The following is a 22,265-nucleotide window of genomic DNA, read 5'->3' as shown; positions in this document are numbered from 1 at the left end:
TCTGTTGTATGCAGCCGGCGGGGATTCAGGGGAGGAGACAATGACAATTCGGAAAATCGAGACAAGCCAGGCGCCTGCCGCCATCGGCCCGTATTCTCAGGGGATCAGGGCTGGTGAGTTCTGTTTTTTCTCGGGGCAGATCCCCCTTGATCCTGCTACGGGGGAGGTTGTCGCCGGGGGGATCGAGGCGCAGGCCGAGCGGGTGATGGCCAACATGGAGGCCGCCCTGGCTGCCGCAGGCCTCACCTTCGAACAAGTGGTGAAGACCACCATCTTTTTGACGGATTTAAAGGACTTCGCCGCGGTAAACGCGATCTATGGCAGCCGCTTCAAGGCGATTCCGCCGGCACGCTCCACGGTTCAGGTGGCCGCCCTGCCCAAGGGGGTCTCCATCGAGATCGAGTGGGTCGCCTACGCCGGCAAGTAGATAGGGGCCAGTCGGATTTCCGGCGCGGTCGGGGAAAATGACAGAGGGGTGGTTCGCTTGAACCACCCCTCTGTCGGTTTTTTCGCTCCGGAAAAGGCCTGAATCAGACGGCCTTGGTCACCGCACCGCTGCGGATGCAGCGGGTGCAGACCTTGACGGAGCGCACGGTGCCGTTGTTCAGCGCTTTCACCTTCTGCAGATTGGGGTACCAAACCTTGCGGGTTTTGTTATGTGCATGGCTGACATTATTGCCAGTGGTCGGTTTTTTTCCGCAGATTTCACAAACTTTGGCCATGATGAGCAACCTCCTGGAAGTATAGAACGCAAATAACTAACATGAACTGCGGCGGATTGCAACACCTTTTTGTCCGCCATGTCGCCCACGGCAGGCAAGTGCCGCCCCTGCAGTGGGTTTGAACAAGTTATTCGGGAAAGATTATTTCCTGGGCTTGATTATCCGCAGCAGGTGATTGGCCACGGCCACCCCGACCAGCATTTCGCCGATTGCCCCGAGGTGGGGCAGGACGCTCTCGCCATGGCAAAGCCATGAGTTGTGACCCAGTTGCAGCCGGTTGAAGGCCCCGGGAAAACCCAGCCTGGGATTCGACGCCCCGGTCGCCCCGCTGGCCTCACCAGGAGTCGACGGCAGGTCGGGGAATTCCATACGCGCAAAGGGGAAGGCCAGGCCGAGGCGCTGGTGCATGGCAGCAGGGTCGAACTCTGGATCCCCATCGCAGGGGCGATACTCGAGGACGCTAGAGATATCCTGAGTTCCCGAGGCGATCTCGAGGCGAAGCGGGGAACTGCCCTGCAGAATGACCCGGGGCGCGAGCAGGGGGGATTTTTCGCCCTGAACCTCGACGGCGGAGCGTTGGACTGGCCGAGGGGAGGATTTGATCCTTGCGGCGATTCTTTCCGGAAAATATTTCAGCATGCTCCGATCGGCCAGGATGAAATGGCCGCCGGCACAGCGGGCCCCTTCCTTGACCGACAGCCCGGTGATGCGCTCTCCCTGGTGTTCGAGGGGCCGCATCTTCCCGGGGTCTTCCGTGACGCCGTGGAACTGCTCGAAGCGCAGTTGGAGAAACTCTAGCAAGGCCTGGGAGGAGATGCCGTCGGGGCGATGGGCGCCGCTCCAGAGCAATGCCCCTTCAGCCAGGGACAGCTTGCCCGGATCGGCCAGGGCCAGCCCGGCGAACAGGGTCTCCAGGGCGTTTCGGGTGGGCGCATGGCGAATGCCGGCCCAGCGGCTGGCGAGGGGCTTGGCCAACGCCCGCAGGGAGAGCTGTTTGCCCAAGCCCTTACGAAAAAAGCGCAGCCGGCTGGAAAGCCCAAGCAGGGGGAGCCCCCCAGCGTCCCAGAGAGTCTGTTCCAGGCGCTGGCCCAGAGCCTGAAGGTCCTGGAATAAACCGGAAACGGCGGAGAAGTTGTCAGGGAATTCCCGGCGCAGCTCGTCCTCGAATGGGCAGCTTCCAAGAACCTCCAGGCGGACCTGGTCGGTCAGTACCTGAAACGGCACAGGCGGGGCGAAACACGAGCGTCCCCCCATCCCCTCGAGAACCTTTTCCAGGTGAAAGGAGCTGGACAGCCAGCCCTTGGGCGGCTCGACAGGGGCCGAAATCGACAGCACCCGGCAGCCGCCTCGGGCGAGGAGAGTTCCGGCGAGGGTCGCCGCCAGGCTCTGCCCGGCAATTATGACATCGTAGTAGTACTGGGACACGGCGCTTGTTTGGGGTGGAATTGAAAGCGGGTTCGAATATCAACTTGCCGGGGGCCATGCAGGCTTTGTCCGGATCAACGGTTCAGCTCAAGGCCTTCGGGGTCCTCTTCGCTGAAAACCTCAATTCGATTGCGCGAAAGCAGGGCACTGGTGACCCCCTGACCGGGAACCAGGGTTTCATCGCGATAGACCTGGCGTGTTCCGCAGGAAGGGCTGCGCTGCTTGAGTAGAGCCTGGGTGGCTCCGGTCAGTCGGGCAATTTTCATGGTCTCCACCGCCCCCCTGAGAAACACCTGGTTCAACTCGTCGCCGTTGGCGTCGACCAGTCGACCCGTACCGTCCAGAACCGCACAACCGTCACCCGAAATGAAGCGGGCGGCGGGCCTGGGGGTCGGCAGACCGGCCAACTGCTCGGGGCAGACGGGGATCGGCAGGAGATCGTTTTCCCGGATGAACTGCTCGACCCGCTCGTCTTTTTTGGAGGAGCCGTCGTAACGGGTCGAAAGACCGAGCAGGCAGGCACTGACCAGAATGGGACGGGGCATGGGAACCGTTCGGGGTTCGGCGTTCGAGGTTCGACGTATCTAGAGGCTTTGAAACCTCGAACTTCGAGTCTATTTTATTCAGTCGGCGGGTTGCAGAGTGCCGCTGACGCAGGGGGCTGGGGGCCCTCGACGAGGACCCGCCGGCCTTCGATACGCAGGCGCCCCTCGGCAAACAACTGGATTGCTCTGGGGTAGATCCGGTGTTCCTGCTGGAGAATGCGGGCGGAGAGGCTTTCCTCGGTATCGTCGTCCAGCACCGGCACCACCGCCTGAATGATGATCGGCCCGGTGTCGCAGCCGCCATCGACGAAATGCACGGTGCAGCCGGAGAACCGGGCGCCGTACTCCAGGGCCTTGCGCTGTACGTGCAGCCCCGGAAAGGCCGGCAGCAGGGCCGGGTGAATGTTCATGATGCGCCCCGGGAAGGCTTCGAGAAATACCTGGGATATCAGGCGCATGAAACCGGCGAGGACCACCAGTTCGACGCCCGCCTCACGCAGTTGCGCCACCACCGCCCGATCGAAATCTTCCCGCTGGGGAAACTGGCGATGATCGATGCAGCAGCAGTGGATGCCGGCTTTGCGCGCCCGCTCCAGGGCTCCGGCGTCAGGATTGTTGCTGATCACCAGGGCGATCTCCGCATCGATGGACCCCTCCTGGCAGCGGTCGATGATGGCCTGCAGGTTGGTGCCGCCTCCAGATGCGAGGGCGCCGATGCGAAGTTTCTTTGCCACGAATCCTCCAGGATGGGCGACCCGAGCGTTATCCTGCTCGCCGTCGTCCCTGTGCCGCAGCGCGGCGGTTAAACGAGTCGGACGGGTTCTTCCCCCTCGGGGCACTTGGCAATCTCGCCGATGATCCAGGCCTTTTCCTTGAGCCCGGAAAGCCGCACCATGACCTCGTCGGCCTCGGCCTGGGGCACTACCAGGACCATCCCCACGCCATAGTTGAAGGTCCGGTACATCTCCAGTTCCTCGATGTTGCCGCCCTGGCGGAGCAGGTCGAAAATCACCGGTTTGCTCCAGCTGGATTTCTCGATCACGGCCTGGCAATGCTTGGGCAGGATGCGGGGCACGTTTTCGGTGAGACCGCCACCGGTGATGTGAGCCATCCCCTTGACCTGGAAGTCGCGCAGCAGGTTGAGAATGGTTTTCACGTAAATCCGCGTGGGGGTCAGCAGTTCCTCGCCGAGGGGCTTTTCCAGTTCGGGGAGCCGGCTGTCCACCGAAAGCTTCATCCTCTCGAAGAAGACCTTGCGGGCCAGCGAGTAGCCGTTGGAATGCAGGCCGCTCGAGCCGATGCCGATCAGAACGTCCCCCACGGTGATGGTGGAGCCGTCGATGATCCGGCTGTTGTCCACCACGCCCACGGTGAAGCCGGCCAGGTCGTACTCGCCCTCGGCGTACATCCCGGGCATCTCAGCGGTTTCTCCGCCGATCAGGGCGCAGCCGGCCTGCACGCACCCCTCGGAGATGCCCTTGACGATCTCGGCGGCCTTTTCAGGAGAAAGCTTCCCGGTAGCGAGATAGTCCAGGAAAAACAGGGGTTCGGCCCCCTGCACGACGATGTCGTTGACACACATGGCCACCAGGTCGATCCCCACCGTGTCATGCTTGTCGGTCATGAACGCCAGCTTCAGCTTGGTGCCGACGCCGTCGGTGGAAGCGACCAGGGTCGGTTTCTTGTATTTCTCGGCGTTCAAAGAAAAAAGCCCGCCGAAGCCGCCGATGTCGGTCAGCACCTCGGGACGCGAGGTGGCTTTCACCAGGGGCTTGATCATCTGGACAAAACGATTGCCGGCATCGATGTCAACGCCGGCATCCTTGTAGGTGGCCTTATTGTTGTCGTTCAATTCCCGAGACTCCTTGCAGCGAAAATGGATAATTATTAAATCAACGGCCCGGGGATTGTCAACGCCAAAGTCCCCGGCCGGGCCCCGCGGCCAACTTTATGCCTTTACAGGAACCGGGTGGTGACATATGATTGCAGGCCGGAAAGCTCCTGATAACAAAAGGCATTTATGTTTTCGATTGCCCCCCTCGCGGGCCCGGCTCCGAATCTTGACCGCTCTTCGTTGCCGGGCAGCCGCCCTGGGTCGCGACCTGGCCGGTGGCGAGGCTGACGTGGCCGGGGCCGCTGACCAACTCCGGATCATCCGCCCCATGGACGAGGCCGATCTGCCTGCGGTCCTGGAGGTCGAAAGGCAGTGCTATACCCACCCCTGGAGCGAGCCCCAGTTCCGCTGCGAGATGGAGGGCGCCTTCTCTTCCGTGGACTTGCTCCTGGTCGACGGGGAGCTTGCGGGGTTTCTCTGCAGCAGGTATCTTCAGGGCGAGCTGGAGGTCCTCAACGTGGCAACGGCTCCCCGGTTCCGGCGGCTGGGTGTGGCCAGGCAGATGCTGAGCCACGTGCTGGGGCAGGCGGCGCAGAAGGGGATGGACAGCGCTTATCTCGAGGTGCGCGCCGGCAACCTGGCGGCTGTGGCCCTTTACCAATCCTTTGGGTTTCGCCCCAGTTACCGTCGGCGCGCCTACTACCCCGACGGCGAAGACGCCCTGGTGATGGAGTTGGCATCTTCTTGAGACGGTCCAGAACATGCTATGGCCTGGTTTTAATTCGGCCGATTATTCGAGCAAGTGACAGGAGAGAGTGAGAGAGATGAAGAATTATAAGACCATGGTGCTGTCCAACCAGGAAATATCACCCGGCTATTACCGGATGCGGATCCTGGCCCCGGGGTTCGGCGCCAGCGCCCGTCCGGGACAGTTCGTGATGTTTCGGGTGCAGACCTCGCTGCCGCCGCTGCTGCGTCGTCCTTTCGGGATTTTCCGCACCGGTTTTCTGCCCCCCGACTGTGAAGGGCAGCCGCCCAAGGAATACCTGGAACTGCTCTACAAGGTGGTCGGGCGCGGCACCAACATCATGGCCGGGCTTCACCATGGCGACCGGGTCGAGGTGCTCGGACCGCTGGGGCGGGGGTTTGACCCCGGCAACCCCGCCGAGGAGAAGATCCTGGTCGGCGGCGGCATCGGCCTGGTGCCCCTGTATATGCTGGCCAGCCACCTGACCAAGACCAGCAGCGTGCGCCTGCTCATGGGGGGGCGCACCCGGGAGGACATCCTGGCGGTGACCGAATTTGAACGGCTCGGCGTCGAGACTTACGTCTCCACCGACGACGGCAGCCTCGGCGAAGAAGGTCTGGTGACCGAGGTCCTCAAGCGCAAGCTGGAAAAGTTCCCCGGGGCCAGCGTCTACGCCTGCGGGCCGATGCCCATGATCGAAGCGGTCCAGCGGATCTGCGCCGAGCGCAAGGTGCCCCTGCAGGTCTCCCTGGAGGCGCTGATGGCCTGCGGCCTCGGCGCCTGCCTGGGGTGTGTGGTCAAGGGGGCGGGGCACTCCGAGGAGATCCCGCGCTACCTTTGCACCTGCAAGGAAGGGCCGGTTTTCCGGGCCGAGCAGCTGGACTGGGCCCGGATGGGCGAGGAAACCGGATATTGCGAGGGGTGCAAATCATGAGCAGCGAAACGACCAAAGCCAGCCAGTCCGTAACTGGTCCCCGCCTCGCGGTGAACATCGCCGGGATTGAAATGAAAAACCCGGTCATGCCCGCTTCGGGCACCTTCGGCTACGGCGAAGAATATGCGCCGTTTCTCGATCTGGAGAACATCGGCGCCATCGTCACCAAGGGCCTGTCCCTCAAGCCCAAGGCGGGCAATCCCACCCCGCGCATCGCCGAAACCATCAGCGGCATGCTCAATGCCATCGGCCTGCAGAACGTCGGGGTGGACGCCTTTATCAAGTACAAGCTGCCCTTTCTGCGCGAAGTCACCACCCCGGTGATCGTCAACTTCTTCGGCAATACCCTCGAGGAGTACGGCGAGGTGGCCAAGCGGCTCTCCGACATTCCCGAGGTTGCCGGGGTGGAGCTCAACATCTCCTGCCCCAACGTCAAAAAAGGCGGGATCGTTTTCGGCACCGACCCCAAGGCCGCGGCCGAAGTGGTCAGTTTGGTGCGGAAGAACCTGGCCAAGCCCCTGATCGCCAAGCTGACCCCGAACGTCACCGACATTACGGTCATCGCCCGGGCTGTGGAAGAGTCGGGGGCCGACGCCATCTGCTGCATCAACACCCTGACCGGGATGTCCATCGACATCAAGACCCGCCGCCCGCGCCTGGCCAACCGGACCGGGGGGCTTTCCGGCCCGGCCATTCGCCCCATCGCGGTGCGCATGGTCCACCAGGTGGCCCAGACCGTCAAGGTGCCGGTCATCGGCGTCGGCGGGATCGTGCGCCCCTCCGATGCCATCGAGTTTCTCATCGCCGGCGCCACCGCGGTGCAGGTGGGGACGGCCAATTTCGTCGACCCCGGGATCATGCCCGCCATCGTCGAGGGTATCGAACAGTACTGCATCGAGGAAGGGATCGACGATATCAACGAGCTGGTCGGCAGCCTGCAGGTTTAACTTTCTGGTGAGGAGTGAGGGGTAAGGGGTGAGGCGTAAAAGCTTTTTCCCCTCACGCCTCACGCCTCACGCCTCACGACTATGGATGTCATCACCACCCACGTCAACGCGGATTTCGACTGCCTGGGCGGCATGATCGCGGCGCGCAAGCTCTATCCCGAGGCCCAGATGGTTTTCGCCGGCGCCCAGGAGCGGAGCCTGCGTGAGTTTTTTCTGCAAAGCGCCGTCTACGCCCATGGCTTCAAGCGGGTGCGGGATATCGACCTCGCCGCGGTGACCCGCCTGATCCTGGTCGACGTACGCCAGTCCGACCGCATCGGACCTTTCGGCGAAGTGGCGCGCCGCAAGGGGGTCGAGGTGCACATCTACGACCACCATCCGGCGGGCAAGGCCGATCTGCAGGCGGATTTCGAGGTCATCCGGCCGGTCGGGGCCACGGTCACGGTTTTCTGCCAGCTGTTCATGGAAAAGGGGATCGTCCCGACTCCCGACGAAGCCACCATGATGATGCTGGGTCTCTACGAAGACACCGGGAGCCTGCTGTTCAATTCCACCACCGCCAAGGACTACCAGGCCGCCGCTTTTCTCCTCGAGCATGGGGCCAACCTCAACACCGTCGCCGATTTTCTGACCCAGGAGATGTCGGCGGAGCAGGTGGCGCTGCTGCATGAGCTGATTCAGAACCGCACCGTGCTCAACGTCAACGGTGTCGATATCTCCATCGCCCACGCTTCGGTCGAGAATTTTGTCGGTGACCTTGCGGTGCTCACCCACAAGCTCAAGGACATGGAGAACCTCGACGCGCTGCTGGTTGCGGCGCGAATGGGGGACCGGGTTTTCCTGGTGGGCCGATCGCGGGTTCCCGAGGTGCCCGTCGGCGAGATCCTCGCCGAGCTGGGCGGAGGCGGACACAGCTTTGCCGGCTCGGGCACGGTAAGGGACCTGACCCTGGTTCAGGTCCTCGATCGCCTGCCCGAGATTCTCCGGCGCCACGTCAACCCCCAGTGGCAGGCCCGCCATCTGATGTCCTTCCCGGTCAAGGGAATCGGTCCCGAGTCCACCATCCGCGAGGCGCGCACCCTGCTCACCCGGTACAACATCAACACCCTTCCCGTCATGGACGGTCCCCGGGTGGTCGGCCTGCTGTCGAGGCAGGTCGCCGACAAGGCTGCCCACCACGGCCTTGCCGACGTCCCCGCCAGGGAATATATGAGCACCGAGTTCGCCTCGGTTGCCTCCGATAGCACGGTGGACGAGCTCAAGGAGCTGATCGTGGTGCGCAGCCAGCGCTTTGTCCCCGTCGTCGAGAAGGGGCGGGCCATCGGGGTAGTCACCCGCACCGACCTGCTGCGCCACATGGTTTCGGGAATGCGCTCCGGGCGCCGCCGCGAAATCGAAACGGGGATCAACGAAGGCGCGCTGACGCTGAAAAAAAGGCAGGTCGCGCGGCTGATCCGGGAGCAGCTCCCTTCCCGTGTGCTGGAGGTCCTGCAGGAACTGGGCGTGGTCGGCGATGCGCTGCAATGCGAGGTTTTCGCGGTCGGCGGCTTCGTACGGGATCTGCTGCTGCGCCAGCCCAACCTCGACGTGGACATCGTCGTCGAGGGTGACGGCATCGCCTTCGCCAGCGAGTTCGCCCGCCGGCAGGGGTGTCGAATCCGCAGTCACCAGAAATTCGGCACCGCGGTGATCATCTTCCCCGACGGTTTCAAGGTGGATGTTGCCTCCACCCGGATGGAGTACTATCTCGAACCGGGCGCACTGCCCACCGTCGAAGACGCCTCCATCAAGCTCGACCTTTACCGTCGCGATTTTACCATCAACACCCTGGCCATAGCCCTTAACGGCCCCCGCTACGGGGAGTTGCTCGACTTTTTCGGCGGGCAGCGCGACCTGGAGGAGAAGGCGGTGCGGGTGCTGCACAACCTAAGCTTTGTCGAGGACCCCACCCGCGTTTTCCGGGCCATCCGCTTCGAGCAGCGGCTCGGGTTCCGGATCGGGGTGCACACCGAGCATTTGTTGCGCAGCGCGGTGCGCATGGGGTTTGTCGACAAGGTTGGCGGGGCCCGGGTCTTCAATGAGCTGGTGATCATTCTCAAGGAAGCCAACCCCGTGCCGGCCGTGGCCCGGATGGCGGAGCTGCAGCTGCTCAAGTACCTGCACCCGGCCCTGGTACTGACCCCGCGTATCCGGCAACGCTTCGAGGAGGCGAGCCGGGTCATCCACTGGCACGAACTTCTGTACACGGGGGAGCCGTGCCAAGGGTGGCTGGTCTACTTCCTCTGCCTGACTGTCGAGCTGGACAAGGACGCCATGGAGGGGATATGCCGGCGGCTGGCCGTGCCGGCCCGTTATGTCGGGATGCTTTGCGAGCAGCGCGCCGAGGCCCGCTCCCGCCTTCAGTCCCTGGAGCGGCGGCGGGCCAGGGGGACCCGTACCAAGGCCAGCGAGCTGTATCAATGGTTGAAGCCCCTGGCCACCGAGGTGCTTCTGGCGATGATGGCCCAGGCCGGAACCGACGAGGTGCGCCAGCAGATTTCCCATTTCTTTACCCACCTGCGCAATGTTTCTCCCCTGTTGGACGGGAACGACCTTCTGGCCCTGGGCATCCCGCCGGGGCCGCAATACAAGGTCATCCTCCACCATCTGCTGCAGGCCAGGCTCGACGGCCGGGTGCTCACCCGCGACGACGAGCTGGCCCTGGTGCGCAAGCGCTACTTCAACCGGGGCGGCCCAAAAACCTGAGCGGCCGTTGGGCTCTGTGAAGCCAGGCACCGGCTGCCGGTTTCGTTGACTTGGTCCCCCGGCATCTGGTAAAAAGGGTGAAAAATCCTGCTGTTTTTCCAGCCCGAATTCCATAGATGGAGACATGGAAAGTATTCTCGCAAAAATCTCGATCATGCTGGTGCCGGCACTGCTGGCGGTCACCCTGCACGAGGTGGCCCACGGCTATGTGGCCGAAAAATTCGGCGATCCCACCGCACGGCTGCTGGGGCGCCTGACCCTGAACCCCGTCAAGCACCTCGATCCCATTGGCACCCTGGCCCTGTTGGTCTTCGGGTTCGGCTGGGCGCGACCCGTTCCGGTCAATTACGGAAACCTTCGCAACCCCAAGAAGGACATGATCTGGGTGGCTCTCGCCGGCCCGGGGACCAACTTCTCGCTGGCGTTGCTCTCGGCCCTGGCGCTCAAGGGATTGTCCCTGCTTTCGGTCGGGCCGGGGAGCTCTCTGGCAATGATGCTGGAGCCTGTGGGCCTGATGACGGCTTTCAGCCTCTATATCAACGTCATCCTCGGGGTCTTCAACCTGCTCCCCATCCCGCCTCTGGACGGGGGGAGGGTTCTGAGTGGGCTGCTGCCCCAGAAGCAGGCGGCGATGCTGGGCCGGCTTGAACCTTTCGGTTTTGTTCTCATCATCTTTCTGGTGTTTTTCACCGACCTCTGGCGCTTGGTGCTCTCGCCCGTAATATCCAACCTGACCGGGATGCTGGCCGGATCGCAGATTTTCATGGTCGAAAGGGTCATTCACTTTCTGCTGGGGCGGTAGAGGAAGAGCAAGGCGGAACAACGCTAAGCGGAGCAGATGGATGGAAACCCTTGCCCCGGCCAGCTTGCCATTGACTCTTCCTGGTCCGACGCGAGCTCTTGAATGTCCTACGAGATAAGAATCGACAATTTCGAAGGTCCCCTCGACCTGCTGCTTCACCTGATCAGGAAGAATGAAATGGAAATCTCCGACATCCCGATGGCGGAGATCACCTCCCAGTATCTGGCCTTCCTCGATGCCATGCAGACCCTGAACCTGGATGTTGCCGGGGAATTTCTGCTCATGGCCGCTACCCTGGTCCACATCAAGAGCCGCATGCTGCTGCCTCCCGACGGCGTAGAAGAGGCCGAAGAGGAGGAGGCCGACCCTCGGGCGGAACTGGTCCGGCGATTGCTCGAATACCAGAAATACAAGGAGGCTGGAACCGCCCTGGACAGTTTCCCGGTTCTGGGGCGCGAGGTTTTCGCCCGGCGGTTTCCCGCTCCCGAGCTGGAAGGGGCCGACGAAGGCGAGTTCGCGGCGGTGGGGCTGTTCGAATTGGTCGAGGCGTTGCAAAAGTTGCTCAAGGGCAAACCGGAGGCTTCTTTTCACGAGGTCAGCGTCGAACAGCTCTCGGTAACCGAACGTATCAACAGTATCCTGGAACTGCTCAGGGGGAGGGAATCGATCGCCTTCGACGAGCTGTTCCCGAGCCATCCGCAGCGCCAGGAGCTGGTGGTGACCTTTCTGGCCATGCTCGAACTGGTCAAGCTGCGCATGGTCAGGCTGATGCAGAATGCCCGCTTCGGCGTGATTCTGCTGTTGCCCGCCGTGCGGGAAGAGGCACTGGAAGAGCGGCTGGAAATTGGAGACGAGGTCTTTGGATACGGCTGAACTCAAGGTGGTCATCGAGGCCATGGTTTTCGCCTCCGAGACGCCCCTCAGGCCGGAACGCGTTGCCGAGGCTCTGGAAATCGACAGGTCTGCGGCCAAGGCCGTCCTCGACGACCTGGTAGGCGAATACCAGAGACTGGGGAGGGGGTTTGTGCTGCTCGAGGCGGCCGAAGGGTATCAGTTCAGAACCCGGCCCGAGCACGGCGAGTGGCTGCGCAGGGTGCTGCGCAACCGGCCGTTTCGGTTCTCCCGCGCCGCCTTGGAAACCCTCGCCATCATCGCTTACCGCCAGCCGATCACCAGGGCCGAGATAGAGTACCTGCGGGGTGTCGATTCCGGAGGGGTGGTGAAGACTCTGCTGGAAAAGCACCTGGTGCGGATTCTGGGAAAGAAGGATATCCCGGGCAGGCCCATGATCTATGGCACCACCCGGGAGTTTCTCGAGCTGTTCGGTCTGCGCGACCTGCGCGGGCTGCCCACGCTGAAGGAATTCAGCGAACTTTCGCTGGATTCTTCCCCGCTCGAGGAGGAGGGCGTCACGGAATCTTCCGCCCCGTCGCGAGAGGAACTCAACTAACCATAGCCGGGATGAGTTTCCGGCATTTCCAGCCCCGTTGTCCTGGGGATTTGACCTGATGAAACAACGCTTGCAGAAATTGATTGCCGCGGCGGGGCTTGCTTCGCGCCGCGAGGCCGAACGCTGGATCGACGAGCGCCGGGTATCTGTCAACGGACAGCTGGCCAGCCTCGGCGACACTGCCGACCCGCAGTTGGACCGGATCGAGGTAGACGGCCGTCCCCTGGAGTTCGCGGAGAAAAAGCTCTACCTGCTGCTCAACAAGCCGGTAGGGTATGTAACCACCGCGCGCGACCCCCAGGGCCGGCCCACGGTGATGGACCTGGTGAAAGAGCTGTCCGGACGCGTCTTCCCGGTCGGCAGGCTGGACCTGACCACCGACGGGCTGCTGCTGATGACCAATGACGGCGAACTGGCGAACCGGTTGGCCCATCCGCGCCACCAGGTGGAGAAAACCTACCTGGTCAGAGTCAGGGGGATGCTCTCGGCGCAGGCCAGCAGGTCCCTGGAGACCGGGGTGCGCCTGGAGGATGGGATGACCGCACCGGCGCGGGTGGGTCGGGTCCGCGCCTCCGGCAGCCACACCTGGTTCGAAATATCCCTGCGCGAGGGGAGAAACCGGCAGGTTCGGCGGATGTGCGAAGCGGTCGGCTGCCCGGTCAGCCGGCTGCGCCGGATCCGCATCGGGTTTCTCGAAATTGGAACTCTGCAACCGGGCAAGTTCAGGATGCTCACTGCCGAAGAAGTCGGCAAACTGAAAAAAATGTGAAATTTAAATAACTTGTGTTTTAGCCTGCCGGGGAGAGACGGCGGTTCATGTGTTGGTAGTGGTGCGGAGCTTTGCTGAAAACACCCTCGGGTGGCCGGACGAATTCCTTACCCGGCGGGGCGCCGGGAAATGCCGCTAATGTCTGGATTTATCAGCACAATTGAAAGCTTCTTTAATCTTGACAGTTCCGCAGGTGATGGTTTAGATTCACAAAGGTATTTAAATGCCCTTTTACCGTTCAGGTGACCATATTGGCCAATAAGGAAAAACTCCTCGCCTCTGCTCAGAAAAGTCTGCAGAAGGGCCAGATTGCCAAGGCAATCAAGGACTTCCAGAAGATCGTCGAGCTGGACCCGAAGGACGTTCGAAATCGCCAGAAACTCGCGGAACTGTTCAGTCGCGTCAAAAACAACGAGCAGGCGCTCTCCGAATATGAGGCCGTTGCCAAGTACTATGCCGAAAACGGTTTCTATCTCAAATCCATAGCAGTCTACAAGCAGATGCAGAAGCTCGAGCCCTCGCTGGTGCACATTTACCACCGGCTTGCCGAGCTCAATGAAAAACAGGGGCTGAAGGGGAACGCGCTGGCCGAATACCGCAGCCTGGTCTCCTATTATGAAAAACAGCGGATGGTCCCCGAAACCATCAACATTCTGCAGAAAATGAGGGATGTTGACCCCGAGAACCTCAACATCCGGGTGAAAATCGCCGAAACCTTCGTTCAGGCCAAGATGACCGACAAGGCCCGGGCCGAGGTGTTTGAAGTTCGCAAATTCCTGATGCAAAAAAAGGATTTTGCCAAGGTCCTCAAGCTTTTCGAAATCTTTCTGCCCATGTTTCCCAAAGATTCCGAAATGCTGCTTGGACAGGCCCAGGCCCTCATTGCCAAGGGCGACATAGAACGGGGCCTGGAAGTTCTGCAGCAGCTATCTGCAGGGGCGGCGGACAACCCCGAGATACTGCGAGCGCTGGTTCGAGCCTATCGGCAGAGGGAGGATTTTGCCAGCGCCCTCAAGACCTTCGAGAGGCTGCTCAAGCTGCAACCCGAAGATCTCGAACTGCGCGAAGGTTTCATCCAGGCAAGTCTGGATGCCGGTAAGGAGAAACAGGCCCTGGAGCATCTCGAGGAATGGAAGGAGAAGTTTCTCGATGGCGGGCGGGTTGCGTCCCTGAAGGCATTCTACGAACGGCTTGAGAAGGCTCTTCCCGGCAACGGGAAAATTGCCAATACCCTACATTCCATCTATGAAGTCACCGGCGAGGGTGACAAACTTTTCGATTTCCTTTCCAGCGCCCCGGCCTCGGAGAGCGGATCCCTGTCCGTCCCCGGCGGGGAGGCCCTTTCCGGCACCCCCACCCTGGATGACTCGCTGCTTGACGAGGCGGTTGAAGACCTGGAGCCCCTGGATGAACTCGAATTGCCCTCTGCAGGCCTCTTGGCAGGCGCCGACTCAGGAAGCAGGCATGCTCCCGGCGCGGAGCCCCAGGAGACCGCTGCTCGGGAAGAGCAGGAAACCCAGGATTTTCTCGAAGAGATCCCCCTGGAATTCCTCGAAGAGGATTCTGGAGACGCAGGCGGCGAGCTGGTCGAGGCTGAGTCTCTCGAACTGGAATTGGAGTTGGAACTCGAGGACGACCTCGACGATCTTGAAGCGGCCTGCGTACCTGCTGAAGACTTCCTTGCTGAAGAGCCCGAGGTCATTGCCGACGCCGAGGTGGGTTCCGCGCATGACGATTTGGAATCCGTCGAGCTGGCCCTTGATGCCGACGATGACCTTCTCGATCTGGATCTGGACGCGGCACTGAGCGAAACCTCCGGTGGTGAATCGAAGCCCGATATCGCGACCGACCTGGAGGAGGCGGAATTCTATCTTCAGCAAGGGCTGTTGGACGACGCCGAGCGTGTCTGCCGCAGCATTCTCGAGGCCGATCCGGCATGCCGGCAGGCCCAGGCAAAACTCGAAGAAATCGATAAGAAAAAGCTGTCTACCCAGGCGTCTCCCGGCGAAAGCGCAGGAGCCGCTGGACCCGGCGCAAGTGGTAAGCCCGCAGCCAAGGCTTCGGCACGCGCCGACCGTTTCGGCCTGGATACCGCCCTGGGCGAATTCAAAAAGGGCGTTCAGTCGCAAATCGACGTGGATGATTGCGAGTCCCACTATAATCTGGGCATCGCCTACAAGGAAATGGGGCTGCTCGACGATGCGATCGCCGAGTTTGACCATGCCTTGCGCAACCCCGACCGACGTGTCGACTGCCTGACACTCAAAGGCGTCTGCCTGATCAGCAAGGGGGATTTCGACGGGGCCGAGGCCGCATTCAAAGCTGGCCTGGGCTCGGCGGAGCTCAGCGACGGGGAAAAAATCAGCCTTCAGTACGAACTGGGCCTTCTCTACGAAACCAGCGGCAAGCCCCAGGAGGCTCTCGACTGTTTTCTGTTTGTCGCGGATTGCGACCTGTTTTATCGCAATGTCGGCGACCGGGTTGCCGCGGTTCGCAAGCAGCTGGGCAAAGACGACCAGGAGGGGAAGGCTTCCGGCAAGGCCCTGGGGAACAAGGACCGGGTCTCCTATGTCTAAGATTACAGCCGGCAGCGGGGAGGGTGGATGAGTTACGCAGCGCATTTCGGGCTGGACAGGGAGCCGTTTTCCAACGCCCCCGACGCCCGCTTCTATTTCAACAGCGAGCAGCACAGCCAGGCCTTGGTCCGCCTGATGTACGCGGTGGATTCCAACAAGGGCCTGGCGGTCCTGGTCGGCGGGGTCGGGACCGGCAAAACGACCCTGGCCCGGCGGATGCTCGACAACCTGCCCGATGATCGCTACGAGTCCTCTCTGCTGGTGATGGTGCATTCCGGGATCACCCCCGAATGGATCCTGACCCGGATCGCCATGCAGTTGGGTGTCGAGGCGCCGGCCCCCGACCGGGTGACCCTGCTCAAGCAACTCTACGACCGGTTGCTGCAGATCGAGGAGTCCGGGCGCCGCGCGGTGGTCCTGATCGACGAAGCGCAGATGCTGCAGACCCGTGAGCTGATGGAAGAGTTCAGGGGGCTGCTCAACCTGGAAATCCCCGGGAAAAAACTGCTGAATATCGTTTTCTTCGGGCTTACCGAGGTTGAAGAGTGCCTGCAGCTCGACGAGCCCCTCGCCCAGCGGGTCGCGGTCAAGTACCACCTCCGTGCGCTGACCGTGGAAACCACCGAATCCTATATCAAGCATCGGTTGCAGGTCGCCGGCGCCAAGCGCATGCTTTTCAGTGCCTCGGCGATTCCGGCCATCCACCATTTTGCCGACGGGGTGCCGCGGCTGATCAACACCATTTGCGACAATTGCCTCTTCGAGTCTTATCTGCGCCGGCTCGATGAGGTCGACCTGAAAATCGTCCACAGCGTCGCCGGGGACCTCGGACTGCTCAAGCAGCCCCTGGCCGGAGGCGTGCCGGCGCAGGAGAAGCTGGACGATCTGGACGAGATCGAAAACATGCTGGACCGGCTCGAGCAGAAAATCTGACCGGTTGAGAATATCATCGATGTGTCCACGGCCGGTGCTACCGGCCGTTGGCGTTTCCACCCGCAAAACTCCCGAGGAGTTCGATGCCCCAGAAGATCCGGATCCTCCCTGAAAAACTGTGCAACCAGATCGCCGCCGGCGAGGTTGTCGAGCGCCCGGCTTCGGTCATCAAGGAGCTTCTTGAAAACTCCCTGGATGCCGAATCCCTGGAAATCCGCATCGAAGTCGAACGCGGCGGCAAGCGCCTGATCCGGGTCATGGACGACGGCACGGGCATGAGCCAGGACGATGCCTTTTTGAGCCTGGAGCGCCATGCCACCAGCAAGATCCAGAGCGAGTCCGACCTGTTTCGCCTCGGGACCCTGGGTTTCCGGGGGGAGGCGCTGCCGTCCATCGCTTCGGTCTCCCGCCTGACCCTCAGCACCCGTTCGATGCAAAGCGAGGAGGGGTGGGAGATCTACACCGAGGGCGGCACCGTCAAAAGGGCCGGCGCGGTGGGCATCCCGGCCGGCACCAGCATCGAGGTGCGCGACCTGTTTTTCAACACCCCGGCGCGGCGCAAATTTCTCAGGCGCGACGAAACCGAGATCGGCCATATTGCCGATGTGGTGACCAAACTGGCCCTGGCGCACCCCGAGGTGCAGTTTCGCCTGGTGCATAACGGCCGCCCTCTGCTCGAGGTCAACCGTCACGGGAACCTCGCCGAGCGGGTCGCGGCGATTCTCGGCCGGCCCCTGCTCAAGGACCTGATCGAGCTGCGGCAGGAAGGCCCCGAGGGGCTGTGCCTGTCGGGCTACCTGTCTCGGCCGGACGCCAATCGCTCGGGGACCGGCTCCATCTACACCTACATCAACGGCCGTTTCATTCGCGACCGCGTGGTGCAGCATGCCCTGATGGACGGTTATCGCAACCTGCTCCTCAAAGGGCGCTACCCCATCGTCGTGCTGTTTCTGTCCCTCGATCCGGAACTGGTCGACGTCAACGTGCACCCCACCAAGCACGAGGTTCGATTCCGCGATCAGCGCCTGGTGCACGATTTCATCGCCAACTCGGTCCGGGATGCCCTGCGTCCTTCCGGATGGCTTGAGTCCGGTAGATCTGCGCCCATGGCGGTGGAGCCTGCCGAGGAACGGGACAGCGAACCCCTGGTGATGCCCCTGGCCGAGCGGCAGGAGGGGGGGCGCGGGGTGCTCCCGGTGGAGGCGCCCACTCCCGCGAACGACCAGGCCCGCAGGGGGGTCCAGGAGGCCCTGGAAAACTATGGCCGGAAACTCGGCCAGGCGGCCCCTGACGCAGCGCGGTTCGCGGGGGCCCGGCAGCATGGCCCCTTCGCCATGCCTGAGCCCCAACCCGCGGAGCAGGGACCGCCGGGGTTTTTCTCCTCGCTGCGGCTGATCGGGCAGTACCGGCGCAGTTACCTGCTTTGCCAGGACGAGGACGACCTGGTGCTGATCGATCAGCACGCCGCCCATGAGCGGGTGGGTTTTGAAAAGCTGCGGGCTCAGTACCGTCAGGGGAATATCGAGCGCCAGGCCCTGCTGTTTCCCGCCGTCCTCGAGCTAGAGTTCCGCGAAGCCGCCCTGCTCGCCGAGTTTCGCCAGGATCTCGACCGGCTCGGTTTCGACCTCGAGCCCTTCGGGGGCAAGTCCTTTGCCCTGAAGGCGGTGCCGAGGATTCTCGGCGACGCCCGCGCCGAGCAGTTGGTGCGGGATGTCGCCGGCGAGCTGGGCAGCGTCGGCAAAAGCGGGCTGGTGGAAGAAGCCCTCGACGAGGTGCTGGCCCTGATGGCCTGCCACAGCGTTATTCGCGCCAATCAGGATCTCTCTCCGGCGCAGATCAGGGCGCTTTTCGCGGAGCTCGACCAGGTCGATTTCAATGGCCACTGCCCGCACGGGCGCCCGGTGATGAAACGGCTCGCCCTGGCCGACGTGGAGCGGATGTTCAAGAGGACCTGATGAGCCGAATGGAACAAGGGCAGGGGCCGCAGCCGCTGGTGGTGCTGTGCGGGCCGACTGCGGCGGGCAAGACCGCGCTGGCCCTGCAGCTGGCCGAGCGTTACCCCTTCGAGGTCATCTCTGCCGATTCGCGGCAGGTCTACCGCGGCATGGACATCGGCACCGCCAAGGCGACCCCGGAGGAGCGGGCCAGGGTTCCCCATCACCTGATTGACGTGATCGATCCCGACCAGACGTTTTCGGCCGCCGATTTCTGTCGTCAGGCCCGGGATTGCATCGACCGAATTTTCGCCAGCGGCCGGCTCCCCCTGGTGGTCGGCGGCACCGGGCTCTATATTCGCGCTCTTACCGAGGGGCTGATCGATGCCCCCGCGGGTGACCCCGCTTTGCGACGCCAATTTCACGCCCTGGAGGCCGAGGGCGGAGCGGGGACCCTGCATCGGCGCCTGCAGCAGGTCGACCCGGCCATGGCCGAGCGTCTGCCCGAGGGGGATTTGGTCCGGATCGTCAGGGCCCTGGAGGTGTTCACCCTGGCGGGGCGTCCGCTCTCGGCGCTGCAGCGCGAACACGCCTTCGGCGAGCGCCCCTTTCGGGTCCTGCGTTTCGGGGTCAGCCTGGAGCGCGACGAGCTGTATCTGCGGATCGACCAGCGCGCGCAGCAGATGGTGGAACAGGGGCTGCTCGAAGAGGTCCGCGGCCTGCTCGACCGAGGCTATGAGCCCACCCTGAAGGCCCTGCAGACCATCGGCTATCGCGAGGCGGTCGAGCACCTCCAGGGGCGCATCGCGCTGGCGGAAGCGCTTGAATTGATACGGCGCGATACCCGGCGCTACGCCAAGCGTCAGCTGACCTGGTTTCGCAAAGAGAATTCAATAATTTGGGTTGATTCCCGGCGAGAGTTTGCTAGAATTCAAGCGTTGATTGACTATTTTTATGCCCCGTAAAAGGAGTGGACATGGCCAAGACACCATTCAATATCCAGGACCAATATCTTAATCAGGCGCGCAAGGAACGGGTTCGTGTGACCGTAGTGATGATGTCGGGTGAGAAACTGGATGGATATATCAAGTCGTTCGACAGTTTTTGCGTGCTGATCGAAAGCGGTGGCGACATCCTGCTTTATAAACACGCCATTTCCTCCATTACCTCAACTGACGGATCATTCCGGCTGCACGGCGGCAAAGACTGATTTTCCGGGCGAACTCCGCCCGATCCGGTTCGCTAAAGTCCCTGCACGGAAGGTCAGTGGCCCTCCAGCGGGGACTTTTGTCTTTTGTGGGCCCGGGGTTGCCATGGACGCAAGACTGAATCTTCCCAATGTCTTGACCCTGTCGCGGATCTTGCTGATTCCGGTGTTTCTGATCGGGATCATCTACAACTGGCTGTCTCTGGCCCTGGCGCTGTTCGTTCTGGCCGGACTGACCGACCTGCTCGACGGTTATCTGGCCCGGCGGATGCATCAGACCACTGCACTGGGCGCCTATCTCGATCCGGTCGCAGACAAGTTGCTGATGACCGTGGCGTTCATCGCCCTGGCTGCGACGGGGGTCGTACCCGCCTGGCTGGCCGTGGTTGCGGTCTCCAAGGATCTGTTCATTTCCCTGGGGGCCGGCATCCTGTATTTCTCCGGCGGGGATTTTCGGGCCCTGCCGTCGACGCTCGGCAAAACCGCTACCTGCCTGCAGATGGTGACCGTGGCCATGGCCCTGCTGAACGCGGTTTCCGGCCTGGCTGGCGAGGTACTGCCGCTACTTTTCGCCCTGACCGGCGCCCTGACCGTTGCCTGCGTGCTGCAGTACATCTATTATGGGGTGCGGCGGATGGGCAGCGCCCCTCCCGGGTGACTTTCATTGAACAACCGGCCGGCTGTGGACGGCCCCAACCGAGGTATCAAAAAGCAGTGCTGGAAATCATATTCGTTGAACCGGGCAGCATCGGCGAGGAGCTTGAGCTCGAGCCGGGGGACAGCCTTCTTTCGATCAATGGCGAGGTGGTGCGCGACCTTCTCGATTACCAGTTGCATGTGCAGGACGAGGAGTTGCTGCTTGAGGTCCGGAAGAAAAACGGAGAACTTTGGGACCTCGAGTTCGAAAAGGATTCCTTCGACTCCCTGGGCCTTCATTTCCCCCACCCGGAGCCGACACAGTGCGGGAACAACTGCATCTTCTGTTTTGTTCACCAGTTGCCAAGGGGGATGCGCCGGACGCTGTACGTCAAGGACGAGGATTTCCGGTTCTCCTACCTCTACGGGGCCTACGTCACATTGACCAACATCGGCGAAGAGGAGGTGGAGCGGATTATCCAGCAGCGTCTCTCGCCGCTCTACGTCTCGGTGCACGCCACCGAAGAACAGTTGAGAACCCGGATGCTCGGCCGGCAGGGACTGCCGATTCTCGAACTGCTTCAGCGGCTGACCGCTGCCGGAATCAAACTCCACACCCAGGTGGTTTTGTGCCCGGGGATCAACGATGGAGAGGCTCTGGCGCGCACCATCGAAGACCTCTTTCGGCTGCACCCCGGAGTGCTGAGCCTGGCGGTGGTGCCGGTCGGGTTGACCGGCTACCGCAAGCGCCTGCCCGAGCTGCGCCCGCCCAGCACGGAGGAGGCCGCAGGTATTCTGCAAACCCTGCACGGCTACCAGCAGCGTTTTGTGGCCGAATGCGGGTCGAGGTTCGTGTTCGCCGCCGATGAGCTCTACCTGAAGGCCGGCTGGGAGTTCCCGGAGGTCGAGGCCTACGAAGAGCTGGCCCAGATCGAAAACGGCGTCGGCCTGATTCCGGTGTTCCGGGCTGAGGCCGCTGAGGTGCTGGCCGAGGCCGTCTCCATGAAACGCCCCGGGGTATCCACTTTTACGGGCGAGTCGATGCTGAGCGAATTGACGGCCTTCATCGCGAGGCTCACCGAGAAAACCGGCATCAGCATTCAGGTGCACGGGGTGAAAAACGAGTTCTTCGGCGGCTTTGTCACCGTGACCGGCCTGCTGACCGGGCGCGACATCGTCAGCCAGCTGCAGGGCAGGGATCTCGGGGCCCGGTTGCTGGTTCCCGATGTCGTTTTGCGCGAGGGGGAAGATGTTTTCCTCGATGATATGACTCTCGAGCAGTTGGGCCGGGAGTTGGGGGTTGCCGTGGAGAAGATTTCCGCTTCCCCCTGGGGGATTTACGAGGCACTGGAGCACCCCGGAAGCTGAGGGGCGCCGGTGCGAAGCCATTTCAGGGAGTACCCTTACCATGGATCTTAATTTGAGCTGGCATCGGCGCCGCCTGCTCGACCAGACGGCTTCGGCTCTGGAGAAAAACGGCTTTTCCACCGTGGTCTTCGACCTGCGGCAGGAGGCCCTCGAGTACCTGTTGGGCGAGGCCGGCGAGGCCGTCACCGTCGGTTTCGGCGGCTCCATGACCGTCGCCGAGCTGGGACTGGCCGGGCGCCTGCGGGAGATGGGGAAAACTACCCTGATCCATGGCAGCCAGGGGCTCACGGCGGAAGAGCGCCGGCAGATCATGCAGGAGCAACTGAACTGCGATCTGTTTTTCACCAGCACCAACGCCCTGACCGTCAGCGGCAACCTGGTGAATATCGATGCCACCGGCAACCGGGTCTGTGCCATGGCCTTCGGGCCGAAAAAGGTGATCGTCGTCGCCGGGGTCAACAAGATCGTCATGGATCTCGAGGCGGCTTTGAAAAGGGTCAAACAGGTCGCGTCTCCACCCAACGCCAAGCGGCTTGGCAACGACACCCCCTGCGCCAAGACGGGGCTGTGCAGCGATTGCAACTCGCCCCAGCGCATCTGCCGGATTACCACGATCCTGGAGCGCCGGCCCAGGGCCACAGATTTGCGCGTCTGCCTGATCAACGAAAATCTCGGATATTGAGGTGAAAT

General features: G+C 62.3%; 22 protein-coding genes. 17 read left to right on the top strand and 5 right to left on the bottom strand.

Annotation, left to right across the window (positions count from 1 at the left end; genetic code table 11):
• Positions 1–40 precede the first annotated feature (40 nt).
• Positions 41–427, top strand: a complete 387-nt coding sequence (locus DESUT3_RS11380) for a RidA family protein (protein WP_221248594.1) — start codon at positions 41–43, stop codon at positions 425–427.
• 103 nt (positions 428–530) lie between these two features.
• Here the strand turns inward: DESUT3_RS11380 and rpmB are convergent, their stop codons facing one another.
• From rpmB to purM, 5 genes are all read right to left on the bottom strand, one after another.
• On the bottom strand, positions 531–722 hold the full coding sequence (rpmB, locus tag DESUT3_RS11375) for a 50S ribosomal protein L28 (RefSeq protein WP_221248593.1): 192 nt from the start codon (positions 720–722) through the stop codon (positions 531–533).
• Between the two features lie 141 nt (positions 723–863).
• Positions 864–2,147 (bottom strand): hypothetical protein, encoded by a 1,284-nt coding sequence (locus DESUT3_RS11370; protein WP_221248592.1) that lies wholly within the window; start codon positions 2,145–2,147, stop codon positions 864–866.
• 74 nt (positions 2,148–2,221) lie between these two features.
• On the bottom strand, positions 2,222–2,692 hold the full coding sequence (locus DESUT3_RS11365) for a DUF523 domain-containing protein (RefSeq protein ID WP_221248591.1): 471 nt from the start codon (positions 2,690–2,692) through the stop codon (positions 2,222–2,224).
• Positions 2,693–2,766: 74 nt separating this feature from the next.
• Positions 2,767–3,426 (bottom strand): phosphoribosylglycinamide formyltransferase, encoded by a 660-nt coding sequence (gene purN, locus DESUT3_RS11360; protein WP_221248590.1) that lies wholly within the window; start codon positions 3,424–3,426, stop codon positions 2,767–2,769.
• 68 nt (positions 3,427–3,494) lie between these two features.
• Positions 3,495–4,544, bottom strand: coding sequence for a phosphoribosylformylglycinamidine cyclo-ligase (gene purM / locus DESUT3_RS11355; protein WP_221248589.1), 1,050 nt, complete (start codon positions 4,542–4,544; stop codon positions 3,495–3,497).
• Positions 4,545–4,752: 208 nt separating this feature from the next.
• On the opposite strand from purM, the gene rimI reads away from it, so the two are divergent.
• The 16 genes from rimI (at position 4,753) to DESUT3_RS11275 (ending at position 22,257) form a co-directional block, all read left to right on the top strand.
• On the top strand, positions 4,753–5,274 hold the full coding sequence (gene rimI, locus DESUT3_RS11350) for a ribosomal protein S18-alanine N-acetyltransferase (protein ID WP_221248588.1): 522 nt from the start codon (positions 4,753–4,755) through the stop codon (positions 5,272–5,274).
• A 76-nt stretch (positions 5,275–5,350) separates the two neighbouring features.
• Positions 5,351–6,208, top strand: a complete 858-nt coding sequence (locus tag DESUT3_RS11345) for a dihydroorotate dehydrogenase electron transfer subunit (protein WP_221248587.1) — start codon at positions 5,351–5,353, stop codon at positions 6,206–6,208.
• Complete coding sequence (locus DESUT3_RS11340) at positions 6,205–7,155, top strand: dihydroorotate dehydrogenase (RefSeq protein WP_221248586.1); 951 nt, start codon at positions 6,205–6,207, stop codon at positions 7,153–7,155. The genes DESUT3_RS11345 and DESUT3_RS11340 overlap by 4 nt, the downstream gene beginning before the upstream one ends.
• A gap of 81 nt (positions 7,156–7,236) precedes the next feature.
• Positions 7,237–9,900: a CBS domain-containing protein gene (locus DESUT3_RS11335; protein WP_221248585.1), complete on the top strand. Its 2,664-nt coding sequence runs from the start codon at positions 7,237–7,239 to the stop codon at positions 9,898–9,900.
• A 124-nt stretch (positions 9,901–10,024) separates the two neighbouring features.
• Complete coding sequence (locus tag DESUT3_RS11330) at positions 10,025–10,702, top strand: site-2 protease family protein (RefSeq protein WP_221248584.1); 678 nt, start codon at positions 10,025–10,027, stop codon at positions 10,700–10,702.
• A gap of 102 nt (positions 10,703–10,804) precedes the next feature.
• Positions 10,805–11,575: a segregation and condensation protein A gene (locus DESUT3_RS11325; protein WP_221248583.1), complete on the top strand. Its 771-nt coding sequence runs from the start codon at positions 10,805–10,807 to the stop codon at positions 11,573–11,575.
• The gene (scpB, locus tag DESUT3_RS11320) at positions 11,562–12,152 is read left to right on the top strand and encodes an SMC-Scp complex subunit ScpB (protein WP_221248582.1); all 591 of its coding nucleotides are present in this window, start codon (positions 11,562–11,564) and stop codon (positions 12,150–12,152) included. The genes DESUT3_RS11325 and scpB overlap by 14 nt, the downstream gene beginning before the upstream one ends.
• Before the next feature lie 58 nt (positions 12,153–12,210).
• Entirely contained in the window at positions 12,211–12,921 is a 711-nt protein-coding gene (locus tag DESUT3_RS11315) for a pseudouridine synthase (protein ID WP_221248581.1), read from the top strand.
• A gap of 251 nt (positions 12,922–13,172) precedes the next feature.
• Complete coding sequence (locus tag DESUT3_RS11310) at positions 13,173–15,497, top strand: tetratricopeptide repeat protein (RefSeq protein ID WP_221248580.1); 2,325 nt, start codon at positions 13,173–13,175, stop codon at positions 15,495–15,497.
• Between the two features lie 27 nt (positions 15,498–15,524).
• Entirely contained in the window at positions 15,525–16,430 is a 906-nt protein-coding gene (locus tag DESUT3_RS11305) for an ExeA family protein (RefSeq protein ID WP_221248579.1), read from the top strand.
• 83 nt (positions 16,431–16,513) lie between these two features.
• Entirely contained in the window at positions 16,514–18,385 is a 1,872-nt protein-coding gene (mutL, locus tag DESUT3_RS11300) for a DNA mismatch repair endonuclease MutL (RefSeq protein ID WP_221248578.1), read from the top strand.
• A gap of 8 nt (positions 18,386–18,393) precedes the next feature.
• The gene (miaA, locus tag DESUT3_RS11295; RefSeq protein WP_221252533.1) at positions 18,394–19,329 is read left to right on the top strand and encodes a tRNA (adenosine(37)-N6)-dimethylallyltransferase MiaA; all 936 of its coding nucleotides are present in this window, start codon (positions 18,394–18,396) and stop codon (positions 19,327–19,329) included.
• An 11-nt stretch (positions 19,330–19,340) separates the two neighbouring features.
• The gene (gene hfq, locus DESUT3_RS11290) at positions 19,341–19,574 is read left to right on the top strand and encodes an RNA chaperone Hfq (RefSeq protein ID WP_221248577.1); all 234 of its coding nucleotides are present in this window, start codon (positions 19,341–19,343) and stop codon (positions 19,572–19,574) included.
• Between the two features lie 103 nt (positions 19,575–19,677).
• Entirely contained in the window at positions 19,678–20,229 is a 552-nt protein-coding gene (pgsA, locus tag DESUT3_RS11285) for a CDP-diacylglycerol--glycerol-3-phosphate 3-phosphatidyltransferase (RefSeq protein WP_221248576.1), read from the top strand.
• A gap of 56 nt (positions 20,230–20,285) precedes the next feature.
• Positions 20,286–21,575: a DUF512 domain-containing protein gene (locus DESUT3_RS11280; protein WP_318835924.1), complete on the top strand. Its 1,290-nt coding sequence runs from the start codon at positions 20,286–20,288 to the stop codon at positions 21,573–21,575.
• A 40-nt stretch (positions 21,576–21,615) separates the two neighbouring features.
• A complete protein-coding gene (locus tag DESUT3_RS11275; RefSeq protein WP_221248575.1) occupies positions 21,616–22,257 on the top strand; it encodes a lactate utilization protein in 642 nt (213 codons plus the stop codon).
• Positions 22,258–22,265 lie beyond the last annotated feature (8 nt).

This window comes from Desulfuromonas versatilis (genome assembly GCF_019704135.1).
Lineage (GTDB): Bacteria > Desulfobacterota > Desulfuromonadia > Desulfuromonadales > NIT-T3 > Desulfuromonas_A > Desulfuromonas_A versatilis.
Note: the sequence above shows the minus strand (reverse complement) of the source record. Positions and strands in the feature narration are given on the sequence as shown.

Bases quoted from the DNA above. Each gene is read 5' to 3' on its own strand.
- hfq (WP_221248577.1), top strand. From the start codon at position 19,341: ATGGCCAAGACACCATTCAATATCCAGGACCAATATCTTAATCAGGCG.
- DESUT3_RS11275 (WP_221248575.1), top strand. From the start codon at position 21,616: ATGGATCTTAATTTGAGCTGGCATCGGCGCCGCCTGCTCGACCAGACG.
- DESUT3_RS11340 (WP_221248586.1), top strand. From the start codon at position 6,205: ATGAGCAGCGAAACGACCAAAGCCAGCCAGTCCGTAACTGGTCCCCGC.
- DESUT3_RS11325 (WP_221248583.1), top strand. From the start codon at position 10,805: ATGTCCTACGAGATAAGAATCGACAATTTCGAAGGTCCCCTCGACCTG.
- mutL (WP_221248578.1), top strand. From the start codon at position 16,514: ATGCCCCAGAAGATCCGGATCCTCCCTGAAAAACTGTGCAACCAGATC.
- DESUT3_RS11335 (WP_221248585.1), top strand. From the start codon at position 7,237: ATGGATGTCATCACCACCCACGTCAACGCGGATTTCGACTGCCTGGGC.
- DESUT3_RS11380 (WP_221248594.1), top strand. From the start codon at position 41: ATGACAATTCGGAAAATCGAGACAAGCCAGGCGCCTGCCGCCATCGGC.
- DESUT3_RS11365 (WP_221248591.1), bottom strand. From the start codon at position 2,692: ATGCCCCGTCCCATTCTGGTCAGTGCCTGCCTGCTCGGTCTTTCGACC.
- DESUT3_RS11305 (WP_221248579.1), top strand. From the start codon at position 15,525: ATGAGTTACGCAGCGCATTTCGGGCTGGACAGGGAGCCGTTTTCCAAC.
- pgsA (WP_221248576.1), top strand. From the start codon at position 19,678: ATGGACGCAAGACTGAATCTTCCCAATGTCTTGACCCTGTCGCGGATC.
- miaA (WP_221252533.1), top strand. From the start codon at position 18,394: ATGGAACAAGGGCAGGGGCCGCAGCCGCTGGTGGTGCTGTGCGGGCCG.
- DESUT3_RS11315 (WP_221248581.1), top strand. From the start codon at position 12,211: ATGAAACAACGCTTGCAGAAATTGATTGCCGCGGCGGGGCTTGCTTCG.
- DESUT3_RS11330 (WP_221248584.1), top strand. From the start codon at position 10,025: ATGGAAAGTATTCTCGCAAAAATCTCGATCATGCTGGTGCCGGCACTG.
- DESUT3_RS11345 (WP_221248587.1), top strand. From the start codon at position 5,351: ATGAAGAATTATAAGACCATGGTGCTGTCCAACCAGGAAATATCACCC.
- rpmB (WP_221248593.1), bottom strand. From the start codon at position 722: ATGGCCAAAGTTTGTGAAATCTGCGGAAAAAAACCGACCACTGGCAAT.